The 13,627-nt window shown below is 41.8% G+C and carries 10 protein-coding genes; 3 read left to right on the plus strand and 7 right to left on the minus strand.

From position 1 onward, the window contains the following. Positions 1–90 precede the first annotated feature (90 nt). The 3 genes from M3P07_RS10540 to M3P07_RS10550 are packed head-to-tail and all read left to right on the plus strand — an operon-like array spanning position 91 to position 6,096. A complete protein-coding gene (locus tag M3P07_RS10540; RefSeq protein WP_249969873.1) occupies positions 91–1,611 on the plus strand; it encodes a GEVED domain-containing protein in 1,521 nt (506 codons plus the stop codon). A gap of 17 nt (positions 1,612–1,628) precedes the next feature. Continuing rightward, positions 1,629–4,649 (plus strand): SusC/RagA family TonB-linked outer membrane protein, encoded by a 3,021-nt coding sequence (locus M3P07_RS10545; protein ID WP_249969874.1) that lies wholly within the window; start codon positions 1,629–1,631, stop codon positions 4,647–4,649. Positions 4,650–4,668: 19 nt separating this feature from the next. Beyond that, the gene (locus M3P07_RS10550) at positions 4,669–6,096 is read left to right on the plus strand and encodes a RagB/SusD family nutrient uptake outer membrane protein (RefSeq protein WP_249969875.1); all 1,428 of its coding nucleotides are present in this window, start codon (positions 4,669–4,671) and stop codon (positions 6,094–6,096) included. A 133-nt stretch (positions 6,097–6,229) separates the two neighbouring features. Here M3P07_RS10550 and M3P07_RS10555 read toward each other — a convergent pair whose 3' ends face one another. From M3P07_RS10555 to M3P07_RS10585, 7 genes are all read right to left on the minus strand, one after another. Further along, entirely contained in the window at positions 6,230–6,946 is a 717-nt protein-coding gene (locus M3P07_RS10555) for a sterol desaturase family protein (RefSeq protein WP_249969876.1), read from the minus strand. 15 nt (positions 6,947–6,961) lie between these two features. Continuing rightward, positions 6,962–8,185, minus strand: a complete 1,224-nt coding sequence (locus tag M3P07_RS10560) for a radical SAM/SPASM domain-containing protein (protein ID WP_249969877.1) — start codon at positions 8,183–8,185, stop codon at positions 6,962–6,964. Further along, a complete protein-coding gene (locus tag M3P07_RS10565) occupies positions 8,175–9,713 on the minus strand; it encodes a hypothetical protein (RefSeq protein ID WP_249969878.1) in 1,539 nt (512 codons plus the stop codon). Before M3P07_RS10565 ends, M3P07_RS10560 begins: the two co-directional genes overlap by 11 nt. Before the next feature lie 191 nt (positions 9,714–9,904). Beyond that, complete coding sequence (locus tag M3P07_RS10570; protein WP_249969879.1) at positions 9,905–10,351, minus strand: hypothetical protein; 447 nt, start codon at positions 10,349–10,351, stop codon at positions 9,905–9,907. A 178-nt stretch (positions 10,352–10,529) separates the two neighbouring features. Continuing rightward, the gene (locus M3P07_RS10575) at positions 10,530–11,666 is read right to left on the minus strand and encodes a helix-turn-helix domain-containing protein (protein ID WP_249969880.1); all 1,137 of its coding nucleotides are present in this window, start codon (positions 11,664–11,666) and stop codon (positions 10,530–10,532) included. Positions 11,667–11,832: 166 nt separating this feature from the next. Continuing rightward, positions 11,833–12,489, minus strand: coding sequence for a hypothetical protein (locus tag M3P07_RS10580; protein ID WP_249969881.1), 657 nt, complete (start codon positions 12,487–12,489; stop codon positions 11,833–11,835). Between the two features lie 15 nt (positions 12,490–12,504). Next, a complete protein-coding gene (locus tag M3P07_RS10585; protein ID WP_249969882.1) occupies positions 12,505–13,461 on the minus strand; it encodes a TolB family protein in 957 nt (318 codons plus the stop codon). Between the last annotated feature and the right edge of the window lie 166 nt (positions 13,462–13,627).

Here is a 13,627-nt window from a genome sequence, read left to right on the forward strand (position 1 = left end):
AAACCTCCTAGCGGGAATTGAAAAATACTTTAGTTGACTATAAAACCATTTTGCATGGTTGAAACGAAAACTAACTTTAATCAATACCCAATGCTTAAAAAAAAGAGAACCAAATGGTTGTTTTTCAGTATGGTCATAGGATGGGCTTTCCTTTCTTGCGACGATGAGGAAATAGCCAAAATTTTGGTAGAACAGATTACACTGACCGAAACCGATATTAGACTCGGTATTGGCGAGGTCAAGGGGTTGGTACTAAACCCTATCCCCGAAAATGCAAACAGTTCTGATGTGACATGGATCAGTAGTGATCCATCGGTCGCAGAAATTCAATTTAGCGAGAATGGTTTGGTAGCTGGTGTAAAGGGAATGACTCTGGGATCAACTACGCTAACAGCTTCTTCCAATACCTCTGGAATCCAAGCACAAACCATTGTGGTGGACGTGATCACAAAGATTCAGGAAATTGAATTGGAAGAAGAGGAAATTGCCGATCCCGCCCAAACAAAGTACAATGTCATTTTTACTCCGGAAGATGCCTCAATCAAGAATATTGATTGGACTTCAAGCGACCCTAGTGTTGCCACGGTGGATTCCGAAGGAATAATTACAGCAGTATCGGCTGGCGTAACAGTAGTATCTGCAACCGCCGATGAGGGAGGGCATACCGCTACAGTGGAGATTATTGTTAGCGGAGACCCACCAGTACTTGGACTTATCTATTGCTCCGCTTCCGGAACCGGGAGCTATAACCCTCAAGAAGTTGTGACAACTGGTGGGGGAACCAATATCAACAATACTGAAGATCAACCAGGAAACAATTACAATTATTATGAGGGGGAGAAGCTAACCGTGGCCCCCGACGGTTCATTTGATATTACCATTGTTCAATCCAATAATTGGTCTATGACAGTAGTGTGGATCGATTGGAATGGAGATAAGGATTTTCTAGATGACGGGGAACGTGTCCAGGTTTTTGGACAGCAGGCACAACTCAACGATGGCCCATTCAATGGTACTATCAATGTTCCAGTGGATGCCGCTCCAGGATTGGTTAGAATGAGAGTGTTGACCGGCGATGCTTGGACAACCGACCCAGATGCAGACCCTTGTGGTGAAATTGCCAACAGTACCACTAAGGATTTTGACGTGGAAATTGTGGGGAAGATTTATTGCCCCGTTTCGGGAACTGGCGGTTATAATCCCGATTCGGTCAAAGCAACCGGAGCATCCATGGATATTGACCATACCGGAGGCCAACCAGGGGGCAACTATGAATTTGTTACAGACCAAAATCTGGTGGTATCCCAAGGTGGAAGTTTCACCTTGGAGGTTGTACAATCCAATAACTGGTCACTCACCGTGGTATGGGTCGATTGGAATTCCAACGGAGACTTTTCTGATGCAGGGGAACGCATTCAGGTGTTTGGCGAGCAAAGTCAACTGAACGATGGTCCTTTTAACGCCACGATCAATGTACCTGCTGATGCGACCATTGAAACGGTGCGAATGCGGGTGCTCACCGGTGATGCCTGGACAACCGACCCTGATGCCGACCCTTGTGGTGAGATTGCAAACAGCACCACCAAGGACTTTAACGTGGAAATTCAATAACCAAACCAAATTGATTTATGAAAAATAAGATAAGATTTTGTCTACTGCTAGTTGCCTTATATGGAGGAATAACATGGGCACAGACAACAATAACTGGTAATGTGAAATCGGCAAATGACAATGCGCCACTACCTGGAGTATCCATAATTCTTGAAGGTGCAAGTATTGGCACAACATCCGATTTTGATGGTAATTTTTCTCTGGATCTACCTTCAAATGAGGGCACTTTGTTGTTCAGTTATATAGGCTTTTTGGATCAGCATGTTGTAATCAACAATCAAACGGTACTTGAAATAACCATGGAAGAGGACATCGCCAAATTGGATGAGGTTGTTGTCGTGGGATATGGGACCCAAAAAAAGAGCGATATAGTGGGTGCAGTAACCTCAGTAAAAGTTGATGAGCTTCAGGAGGTTCCCATCGCGCGAGCAGACCAAGCGTTGCAAGGTAGAGTTGCAGGATTGCAAATCTCTAATAATGACGCTTCCGCCAATGGAAGTGTTACCATTCGAATACGGGGAATCAGTTCCATCAATGGAGGTAGCAACCCACTTGTGATCATTGATGGGGTGCAAGGTGCGACCCTTGGTGACGTTCATCCCAACGACATAAAAAGTATCGAAGTGCTGAAAGATGCCTCAGCCACCGCCATTTACGGTTCTCGAGGTGCAAGTGGGGTTATTTTAATAACCACAAAAAAGGGAAGAAATCAAAAACCGACCATTACCGTAAATTCTTATACTACGGTGCACCAGCTACTTAAAAAGTTTGACTTTTTAAATGCCCATGAATATGCAACCCAGGTGAATACCAACAGGCAATCGAGAGGACTGCCAACTGTGTTTTCCGATGCTCAATTGCAAAGTTTTGCGACCAACGGAGGAACCGATTGGCAAGGCGAGATTTACAGATCTGGGTTTTCACACAATCAGCACGTCAATGTTAGTGGGGGCACGGATAATATGAACTACAGTGTTTCAGGTGACTACTTGGAAAACAATGGAATTGTTATCAATTCATCCTTTAGGCGATACTCCATGCGTTCCAACATCTCGGCCAATCTAAGTAAAAAGGTGAAAGTAGGATTAAACGCATTTTTAAACTTCTCCAAGGACAATCCCACCGTTTTGAACACCCGCGATTCGCAGGGAAGTCCGGTTTATGCCGCCCTTTTGTTCGCACCTACCAGAGCAATTTTTGAAGCTGATGGATCTTATTCACAACCGGGCGGAGGTCACGGGCCGGTCACCGAATATAATCCGGTGGCCTTGGCAAACGAACCCATTAGGGATAACTACTCAAATAGCATGATTCTTAATCCCACCTTTGAATATGAATTTTTAAAGGGTTTGAAGGCCAACATTAACGTGTCCTATCAACTGTTCGACAGGGAGAATGGTTTTTACATCAATGAAAGGATTACCAACGGAAATGAATCCGATAGACAGGCATCCATTTACAATGGCAAATGGAGCAATTTTCAAAGTACCAACATTCTGACCTATGAGAATGAGTTTAACGGGAAACATAATTTAAAGCTCACAGGGGTATACGAACAACAGACCCAAAAGTTCAATGAAAACTGGGCAGGGGCAAGAGGGTTTTTGACCAACGCCGTAACCTATAATAATCTTGGATTGGGCGAGACTCCTTCCAAACCAAGCTCCTTTAGGAACGAATCATCCCTGGAGTCCTATATGGGACGGTTGAATTATGCGTTTGATGAAAAATACTCCATCACACTAACCGGAAGGTCCGATGCCGCCTCGGTGTTTTCAAAAAACAACAAACGTGCATTTTTTGCCTCCGCAGGATTGGCTTGGACCATCTCCAATGAAAACTTCCTGAAAGGTTCAGAAACCATCAACAATTTAAAGTTGAGAGGAAGCTACGGAGAGGTGGGAAATGCGGCCATTCGACCCTACCAATCACTATCCCGGCTGGATACAGGTTCTGACTTTTCGTTTAGTGGCACCAACCTCAATACCGGAATTACCTTATCTACACAGGCGGATAATCCGGACTTAAAATGGGAAACTACGGAGAGTTATAATGTAGGTCTGGATTTAGCAATGTTCAATTACCGTCTGAATTTAACAGCAGACTATTATAACAAGACTACTTCCGATTTGTTGTTGGAGCGCGCCTTGTTCCAAGCTTCTGGGTTTCAGACCCAATTGGTTAATGCTGGTAAGGTTGAAAACAAAGGGATAGAAATTGCACTTTCTGTTGTTCCGGTTCAAAGCGAAAATTTTAAGTGGAATTCAGATTTCACATTTGCACGAAATGAAAACATGGTATTGGCCCTTAATAGCGGGGAAACCGAACTTCGATTGGGTGGGGCAGGGCTCCCTGGACATTCCGATGCCGTTTGGTTGGAAGTGGGACAGCCAATAGGGTTGATTCGAGGACTGGAATTCGATGGTATTTGGGGTACGGATGAGGCCATTTTGGCTGAGGTATATGGGGTTACTCCAGGATCAGAAAAATATGTGGATCAGAACAATGATGGGGTCTACAGCATAGCAGATGCCACAAATATTGGAAACGCCCTACCTGATTTTACCTATAGCTGGAACAATACCTTTACGTATAAGAACCTAAGCCTAAACATTTTTGCCATTGGGGTTCAAGGCAACGACATTTACAATATTGGCCGCTCGTTGATCGAGGGGGGAGATGGATTGAGCGTTGTCAACAAAGACGTTTGGACACCAGACAACCAAGATTCCAATATTCCGGCGCATAATGCCGAAGGGGGTTTTCGAAATTCAAGTAGGTGGATCGAAGATGGATCATACTTTAGAATAAAGAACATCACTCTTGGCTATAATTTCCCCAGGGATTTTATCGGTAAACTAGGTATGGGTTCTTGTCGGGTGTATGCAACGGGAACCAACTTGTTTACCATAACCGATTATTCTGGATACGACCCAGAATCGAATAATTCAGAAGGATCCGACACCTTCGCTGGAATCGATTTGGCCTCCTACCCATCCCAAAAACAATACACCTTGGGGATTGACATTAAATTTTAATAAAAGGACTATGAAAAACATGAAATTTAAATCTATACTCTTTTTGATGGCACTACTATGGGCTAGTTGTACCGAAGTTGAGCTTGACGAGACACCACCATCTTTATTGAGCCCGGACTCCTTCTTCACCTCTGAAAGTGAATTTCAAGCGGCACTGGCAGGAACCTTTAGGCCACTGTATTCTGGATGGCAAAGTTTTGACTATGCCTACCCATTGATCATGACATCGGGGGCTGAGGATGTAATGTCCAACGCTGGAATATTTAGAAATTTGAACACCTTAAGTGCCAATGACAGTGATCAATCTATATTGGCCGTTTGGCAACGGATGTACCAAACCATAGCCAATGCGAATGTAATTATCGGAAACCTTGAAAATGCCGTGAACATTCCAGAGGAAAGGTTGAATGCGATAGAAGGGCAAGCAAAGTTTATCCGGGCATTTTGCTATTTTCATTTGGTAAGGTGGTTTGGGGAAGTGCAACTTACCACTTTTGAAAACCAAACAGATATTGAAAATTTAAGGCAGGCTTCAGAAATTGATATTTATACTTCGATAGTTGAAAACTTAAAGGATGCAGAGGCAAAACTACCTGCAGGTTTTGAAGAAAGGGGCCGTCCAACCCAAGGTGCCGCAAAAGCGTTGTTGGCAAAAGTATATTTAACCATGGCTGGATGGCCGTTGGAAGATACCTCCAAGTATGCCGAAGCACGTGACAAAGCCAAGGAGGTTATGGATTCCGGGGTTTATGCCTTGGAATCAAACTTTGCTGATTTATGGGTACAAGCCAACCGCTTAACAAACAGCGAATTTATATTTGCCTTTTATGGATCTACCGAAAATGATGGAGCTTCCTCAAGTCATTTGCATACGGCGTCCAGACATTGGGGCAATGGAGAAGGAGGCTGGGGAGACTTTCACAGTGAAACCCGATTCTTTGACGTTTTTCCAGATGGGCCCAGGAAAGATGCCACCTTCACCTCAATTTTTGCAGATGGATCAACATTTGAAGAAGCCGGAGTGGAACCTCACATTGCCAAATTCAGGGACGCAGGAACTACTGTTGGTGGCGGCCTATCTGGGGAGGGGTTCAACGTAATGTTACGTTATGCGGATGTACTATTGATCTATGCTGAAGCAGCTAATTTGGCAGAGGGAGGGCCTTCTTCTGCAGCATACGATGCTATCAATGAAGTGCGAAACCGGGCTGGACTGGGAGATTTAACTCCGGGATTGTCCCCATCTGATTTTGATGATGCCGTAATTTCCGAAAGGGCATGGGAACTTGCCTTTGAGATGAATCGTTGGTTCGATTTGGTAAGAAAGAAAATGGTAGTGGAAGTCAACCAAGGAGTACACCCCGGGGTAACGGAAACCGACAGATTATTGCCCAAACCGGGCACCCAATTAATTCCAGGTATGTTGGAACAAAACCCCGGATACTGATACATTGCTGAATTTAGTTTGAATTGGTTAGTTTATAGTTATTTAAATTAGGGCAGGACCTATTTGGTCTTGCCCTTGCTTATTGTTGGAAATGACTTGCAATCCAAATAGGATGTATTGAGTTATGTGGGCTTCACCAGTCCTCATCAAACTTGCGGTAGGTTCCCATAAGCTTATCCCAAATATTAAAGTACAAACCGTAATTGGCACCAACTCCACGATGATGCAGATTGTGGTCATTTCCCGTGTTTTGATAGGTGCTTAAGGTAAGATAGGGAATAGGGTACCCTAAATGGATAATGGCATTGTACACCGTCAAAAAAGTTATAAAGATGATCAATGCCCACTGATGGTAGGGAATCAAAAACAAAATGATGGGAATTATCCCCAGCGAAATTATGGCCTCAAAAGGATGAAATGCAAATGCCGCCCATGGAGTTGGATTGCTGAATCTGTGATGGGTTAAATGCACATATTTGAAAATGCTTCGATGATGAATCAATCGATGGGTCCAATAGAAATAGGTGTCATGCAGAACAATCATTATTACGATGCTGCACAGAAAATACAGTACGCCATAATCACCGATATTGCCATACAGCTTCGTTTTTCCATTTTGTATCCAAAAAAGAAAGAGCCATATACCCAATCCATAAATTACCAACGTACTTAGTGAATAAAGAATTTCACTATTTATTTGTCCTCTTGTGGGTACTTTTTGTTGAATTTTTGTCGCCAAAAATTTCTTTTCCCTCCAGACATAAAATACCCCGTAAAACAATCCAGCAATTAGGGCGTAACGTACAATGAAAAAGAGCGTGCCCACTAACCAAATCCCAAGTTCGTTCATAATTGTGTCATTTCTTTAATAGATTGAGCATCCCTGCCGTTTAAGCGTTTCAAGTGCTTGATCAAACTCCTCGTCCAATACATTCACATATTTTTTGGAACAGAAGGGACACGGGTTGATATCTCCGTCGGTGTCCACATAAATGCTCTTTTTTCCGGCGCCAAAACATCCTTGCCTTCGTTGATAATATCCGTGATAAGTAATAATGGGATAACTGCGAAATGAACGATCAAAATTCATTTTCAGATAAAAACCCTCCAACAATTCTATTTGTTTTTGACTCGGAGCAACATCCTTGCCTCTAAAATGCCCCACTGCTTTGGGTTCCAAGAATTGCACAAAGGAAACAGGTAAGCTCTTGGCAAGATCCATATAACTTCTCAGGTTGCTTTCGGAAATGAATTCTTTAGTGGTACATAACGAAAGGGCAACCACCAAATCCTCCCTCGCGGCATTTTTTACTCCTTGCATTACCCAATGGAAAGCATCTTTAAAATGCCGAAATTCATTGTGCATTTCTGGAATAAAGTGATCCAAACTAATAATCACTCCGGTGAGACCGGCCTGTTTAAGTCGTCGGGCATTTTCTTGGGTTAGCTTAAACCCCGAAGTTGTGACCCAAAAATCTGTTTGTTCCCGACTATTTTTCAAAATGGAAACCAAAGAATCAATTTTAAGCAGGGGTTCTCCGCCGGAAAATTGAATTTGACTCACTCCATATTCCTGTAACTTATCTACAATTTTTTGAAGTTTCTCCGCAGAAAGCACTTCCTTTTTGTTTAGATTGTCCCATTCGTAACAATGCTCGCATTGGAGCGGACATTTTTTGGTGACCGCCATCAATACCGTATTAAAGCGATTCGTTTTTTGTTGCACCGGTTTAAAGTCGTGTAACTGCGACACAATAAACTTTTTATATACCTCACTGTTCCATCCTGGGGTATACAGCCCCATATAGTATTTGCCGGCAGTAATGGCCATTTTTTTTAGTTTGTTATCACCCAAAAACTGTCTTCTGAGCCGTATCAAGTATTTCAGCGCCTGTATCCAATCCAGGGGATTGTTATAGGTGGTCAATATGATCCGCAGCAAACTGCATTTCAATTTTAAGTGAATCAGTTCATTGATAAGCCCACTGATGATTTTATGGCTTCCCGACGGATTTTCGGTTTCGACCGCATAGTTTAATACAGGCTCTTTTTCATGAAAGGGAACCGAAAGGTTTTTACTACTTATCATAATTCACCATTAGATTGTCCATACTAACAAAGTTCAAATACGAGGATTCCGAAAACTCGGAGAAGGCGTTCTTTTCCCGAAAGGATTTTAATGAGGCAAGGTCGGGTGCCCCCTCATACTCCCTTATGTAGTTGTAGTATCCCCGGTTTTTTAGAAATACACTTTGGCCCATGGATTCGTTCACTTCAGGGACATCAAAAATCACGCGGACCTCATTTCCTATTTCTGGTTGAACCAAATAATCCAAGTCTGTTTCGCTCAACAGATGGGTGACCTCATAATTATTTTCATCGGTGGCCAAACTTGGCGCGATGTATTGGGGACTTAGATCTATGTTTGAGGAGTAATCAATGGCCACATAGTCCACATCCCAAAACATAAAACCTGTTTCCAACTTAATTTTTATTGGACCATCACCTACATTTTGAAGGTTTAATGGAATAACCATATCCCGCATCGCCAATGGACCAACGGTGGAGATCCTATCCATCAATTTCCAGCCATTGGCCGTTTCCACATAAATTGACAGCGGAATGTTTTGATCTTTAATCCATTGTTCGCTCACATGCCCTGGGAGCGTCTGCTGTTTTTGTTGAAAGTCGTTGTAATATGACCCAAATTGTTCATTGAACTTTCCAAAGACGATATCTAGCCAGACAGAATTTTTTGCGGTCATAAACAATTTAGCCGTATCGGAATGCTTGGGTCTGTCAAATTCCAGAACCATTTCCCTGGTACTGTTCGGTGTTTTCTCGGCGGAGTTAAAGGACCAATAATCGTTGTCTTTATCTTGGATTTGCCCTAAAGTTTGGCGTTTGCCATCATAGCTAACAGCTCGCGGGGAATCTAGATTGGCAAAGGAGTGTGGGTTGCCATTCTTGTCCAACAGCACCTTTACATTTTTATCATGTTCAACAATAATCAACTGGGTGAGGTCGGTATATTGAATTTCCTTGAGCTCATTGGTAATCTTCAACTCAAATTTCCCATTTTCTGCTTCCACATTGGGCAAGGGAAGGTAATCGTCTCGCTGCATGTTGGCCGTTATCACCCCAGGGTATAACTCTCCAGTAAAAATGTATTCCTGTCCATTTTTGATGTAGACAAAGGGACACGAACTTTTGGTCAATGCCACAATGAGCACTAGGGCAAAAAATACCCCTATCGACGATGCAAAAACATTGGCAATGCTTCGACCCGAATTGGGATTATTGATGGATACGGAAATTATATGTTCCAAAGGAATAGTGATCTCAGTGTCCATCTTGGGAAAGCTGGCACCTTTTACATAAAAATGTACTTCACTGAGGGGTTGTTGTTTTTTCTTTTTATATCTATGAACACGTTTACTTTCTCGTGCCTCAGCATAAGAATGTTGGATCAGCAAATGTTTTGTCGTACCCGAAATGGTTTGGGTATCTTCATTCAAAACCATGTTCTGTAAATTATAGGTCGAACCTTCCGAATGAATGATCACGTATTTTTCCTGGGCGTTGAATGTTTGGATGTTTTCCTTGGTAACTTCCATTGGACTAACGGTGTAGTACGAACAACCCATGTTTAGATTAAGGACTAAAAATGACATTAAAAGAGCGACAGGGGACTTCACTTTTTTTCTCCTTGTGAAAGGGAAAAACTGGGTATTACTTTTTTTGGTTTGCATGGTGTTTTAGTTTTACGTTTTGATTTATTTCATGAAAAGGCGGCTACGAGGTGGGACTAAAAGTTGTATTGAAAAATGAGGTTTATGGCATAGAAAGTTTCAAGACCGTTAAAGTTGAGATAAGGGTTTGCGCCAAACCCCACAGAATTGCTGATTCTGTAAACAAACTTTGCCCTAAGAGGGAGTCCAATGGCGTGGTCCACATTATCTACGCTTTCGGTTTCAAAGGCTAAAAAGCCTAATTTCTGTCTTATATACCCAAGACCAAAATGCCCTTCCAGCAGCCATTTTTGGCCCAATTCCAGTGCTCTACCGTAGGTGATGTCCAAACCTAGATAATCTTCTTCACGGATTATTTGTTCAGAAATTCGTTTACTGAAATTCAGGGAAAAAATCTCATCGGAAAGTATTGCGGAAATGCCTAAATCCAGCATTAGGCCCCCTGGCACCTCTTTGGCTAGAGGGTTGTAGTACCCAACTCCGCCGCTGGCCGAATAAAACATTAATGGTTCGGACTGGGCCCGTAAAGAAATCGTTCCTAGGGTTATTAATAATAGAAGGCTAGTAATTAAATTTTTTGAGATCCACAGCATCTGGTGTTGGTTTTAGTGCATCACAAACCTAATAGACGCTTGTTTTTTCATTGTCCAAAATCATCCGAAATGGAAAAATTCGGACAATCTAGTTGGTCTCTTTTCTAAATACCGTAGGAGTTTTTCCGGTTGTTTTTCCGAACGCTGTGTAAAAGGAAGATTTGGAATTAAACCCACATTCCAGACCAATAGAAGCGATGGTATAGTTACCGAATTCAGGGTTTAGAAGAATCTTTTTAGCTTCTTCCACCCTAAGTTGATTGATATAATCGGGGAAGTTTCCCTGAACATTCTCGTTGATCAGTTTTGAAAGGCTACTGGTTCCCATGTTCACCTCACCACCCAAAGTTTCCAGACTAAGATGGGGGTCCAAATATCTTTTGTTTTCAAGGATGAAATTGTGGATGCGTCCAAAAGTTTCTTTTGATTTGGAAAGGTTTTGTTCCCTGCGTTCCACCAAATCCTCAAATCGCGTGTATTTTTTTGATTTCTTCAAATCGGCTCTTAGGGCAATCCTATTTTTTAAGGTCACATATCGGAAAAACCCCTGATACCCCACCCAATAAATCAAAATAGAAGAAGAGAGTCGTAGGGGATAATAGGTATAGGGAGGATCAAATACAGATGAAAAGGTGTTGAAAAGAATGGCGATAGTCCAAAAAACAAAAACAATCCCACCCAACTTCAAAAACAATCTGATCCATTTGAGATTATCGAACTTTAAAACATTTGGGTACAGCTGTTGATATTTGAAAACCAAACGTATCGATTTTACATAGAGAAAAATGGAATATGCCAAGGCCAAAAAATCCTCAAGGTTGTTGTAATCTGTAATGCTCGAAGCCTCCAGCGTTTGATTACTTACCGCCTTAATTAGATAAGCCCGGGCAACAAGGGCAACCACAAAAAAGACAATGGAGAACTTAAGAAATGGCCATCGCTTTTTTTCAATACCCAAGAAGTACACCAAAAAAGCGTAGAACATGGGTACGATGAGGATGTTCCAAGGGAATATGAAGTTTTCCATGAAGGGCCCCACAAAGACCAACTCTTTGTCCATCAACCACGATTGGAAGTTATTCAGGGAAAGGAAAAGGACGAAGAGATTGAGAAACAGCACGGGTTTCTCTATTTTTTTTCTGAGCAGAAAGGTGCCCATAATGAACAGAAAACCATGGATGGCCCCTGCCAATAATAAAAAATCGAAAATGGCACTAATTCTCATTTAGCCCTTTTGTTGCTGTAAACGAGCACGGCCGAGCTCAAAGAATTTGTTTTTTTTGATTCCCATGTGCAGCGCAAAAATTGTTTTAACCCTTTGTATAAATTTAAGGGATTAAATGGACTTGGGCTTTTTGTCTTGTTTTATGGTGCTTTGATGGGAACTTTCGTTATTGGAAAGTTAAAGTTTTATTCAGTAGAGAAAATAAGGGATGCCCAGTAAACTCGTCCAAAATATGACCACCGTTGGGAACAATAACCAATCTATTCCAGATTTTTCTTTTGTCTAATATGACCTTTGCCTTTTCCGCCCGCTTTTTCCAATAGGTGTCCCGTTCACCAACCACCATTATAATTTGTTGTGCCGACAAGTTGTTGAGCATTTGATTATTATTCGATTGTGGATTCCCTGGCATGGCTATAACGCCAGATATCCTATTGGAAAAGTTGGAGGCAATCTCAAATGCAGCAACACTGTTGGCAGAAAATCCAAATAAAAACTTCTTGCCGCATGTGTAATTGGATTCAATGTGATCCAACAAAACGGACATCGCACTCCGGTTTTCCATGTGAACCAGACTTTCTACCAAGATCCATCCAAATTGTTCTGGGTTTTTCCCAAAATATCGGCAACCTTGATCAATATCCCCTCCATCCAATCCAGGGCCAAATAGTACGGGATAACTATGATTCATAGAATAATTTTCAGGTACCGTAATTCTTACAAGTAATTCCTTTTGTCCAATGTTCAGTTTCACGATTTCAGATTGACCTTGTACAAGCACAGGTGCAAGGGAAATCAATAGCCATATTATTATTTTCATCATGTGTCAAGTAATGTTTTAGTTTTCTGTAAGCTTGATTATTTCTCCAGTTATCACATCAACCAGGTGAATTTCTGCGCCGTCTTCAAAACTGGTATTGTAAGCCACATATTTTAAATGTTTATCTATGGTCGTGAACATGATTCCCTTGTAGGGCACTTCCGCCAGTTTTTTAATATCTTCTCCATGGAGGTCTTCGAGGATAAAAACAGTGGCATTGTTTTGCTCCACCGTTTTCACTGAATGGCTACCTGTAATAAATTCACCCTCCAACTCAGGCATATCTTGGGTTCTTTTCGTTTTTTTATTAAAAAGTTGTTTGGTGGCTACATAGTTTTCCAAATCATCAATTCGGTTAACAAATAATTGACCACCATCCGTTATTTGGGGCCTATTGGTCCTCCCATTTTCGGTAAGCCTCTCCACTTTGTTGCCTATGGCAAAGTATGCATCTGGTGTAAAGGCATCTTTGGGCCAATGAAAAAAGTAATATCCTTCGCCTGATAAGTCCCAGGAGCTGAACATGTGAAAACCATCTTTCGTAACCTGTACAAGATGGGTCAGTGTTTTACCGTCGGAAGATATGGACCTCATTTGGGCTCCCTCCGCCAAAAAATTGGTATACGCTATTTGTTTTCCATCGGGAGACCATTTGGGTTCGGTATGAAAACCTATTGAATCTAAGGTGGAAACTTCACGGTGGTTACTTCCATCTAAATTGGAAACAAAGATTTTGGCTTTCGATTGGTCAACATCTGTATAGGAGTAATAGGCGATTTCCGAAGCAACGGGATTAAAGTTTGGGCCTAAATCAGGCGTTCCTGATTGCTTTTTCAATTTTATAGATTCCGATTGGATTTCTGTGCTGTCCTGGATTTCATTTTGTGTTGATATAGTGTTCTTTTTTTGACCATTCTGACAGGAGGAAAAGGCCAAGACCCCTACCAAAATTCCCATAACTGATTTTAGGTTCATTGCATTTGAATTTAAATTTTGGGCAAGCTAGTTCCGATTGAAAATTTTTTACATCGGTTTGGGATAAACGGACAAAATTGTGATGGAGAATAATTTTAATGGGCTGTATAGAGTCAAATCAATTCATTTAATCCCAGAAATTCCTGTCTATCACAAAAGGTTTATC

The sequence above is a fragment of the Flagellimonas myxillae genome (assembly GCF_023502235.1).
GTDB lineage: Bacteria > Bacteroidota > Bacteroidia > Flavobacteriales > Flavobacteriaceae > Flagellimonas > Flagellimonas myxillae.

Excerpts from the sequence above, each read along its gene's own strand:
- M3P07_RS10540 (WP_249969873.1), top strand. The coding sequence starts at position 91 with ATGCTTAAAAAAAAGAGAACCAAATGGTTGTTTTTCAGTATGGTCATA.
- M3P07_RS10545 (WP_249969874.1), top strand. The coding sequence starts at position 1,629 with ATGAAAAATAAGATAAGATTTTGTCTACTGCTAGTTGCCTTATATGGA.
- M3P07_RS10550 (WP_249969875.1), top strand. The coding sequence starts at position 4,669 with ATGAAATTTAAATCTATACTCTTTTTGATGGCACTACTATGGGCTAGT.
- M3P07_RS10555 (WP_249969876.1), bottom strand. The coding sequence starts at position 6,946 with ATGAACGAACTTGGGATTTGGTTAGTGGGCACGCTCTTTTTCATTGTA.
- M3P07_RS10560 (WP_249969877.1), bottom strand. The coding sequence starts at position 8,185 with ATGATAAGTAGTAAAAACCTTTCGGTTCCCTTTCATGAAAAAGAGCCT.
- M3P07_RS10565 (WP_249969878.1), bottom strand. The coding sequence starts at position 9,713 with ATGGAAGTTACCAAGGAAAACATCCAAACATTCAACGCCCAGGAAAAA.
- M3P07_RS10570 (WP_249969879.1), bottom strand. The coding sequence starts at position 10,351 with ATGTTTTATTCGGCCAGCGGCGGAGTTGGGTACTACAACCCTCTAGCC.
- M3P07_RS10575 (WP_249969880.1), bottom strand. The coding sequence starts at position 11,666 with ATGAGAATTAGTGCCATTTTCGATTTTTTATTATTGGCAGGGGCCATC.
- M3P07_RS10580 (WP_249969881.1), bottom strand. The coding sequence starts at position 12,489 with ATGATGAAAATAATAATATGGCTATTGATTTCCCTTGCACCTGTGCTT.
- M3P07_RS10585 (WP_249969882.1), bottom strand. The coding sequence starts at position 13,461 with ATGAACCTAAAATCAGTTATGGGAATTTTGGTAGGGGTCTTGGCCTTT.